1 pseudogene is annotated in these 240 nt (G+C 42.1%); it reads left to right on the top strand.

Annotation, left to right across the window (positions count from 1 at the left end):
• Positions 1 to 240 (top strand): annotated as a pseudogene (locus AOA59_RS31240) (acetoin utilization protein AcuC); the annotation flags it as partial.

The following is a 240-nucleotide window of genomic DNA, read 5'->3' as shown; positions in this document are numbered from 1 at the left end:
CCAGCCGCGTGTACGTTGTCCATACATGAGAGTGGACGCTTTTTATTCCCAGGAACAGGTCATGTAAACGAAACAGGCCATGGTGATCGGACTGGGTATTCTTTTAACATTCCTCTAGAGGCATTTACAGAAGATGAATCTTTTATCGAAGTGTACGAAAAAAGCTTCCGAGAAGTTGTAGAATTTTTCCAACCTGATATTATCTTGACACAAAATGGGGCAGATGCTCACCATTATGAC

The sequence above is a fragment of the Pseudomonas sp. 2822-15 genome (genome assembly GCF_002742515.1).
GTDB lineage: Bacteria > Pseudomonadota > Gammaproteobacteria > Pseudomonadales > Pseudomonadaceae > Aquipseudomonas > Aquipseudomonas salomonii.
This window is presented reverse-complemented; position numbering and strand designations above follow the sequence as displayed.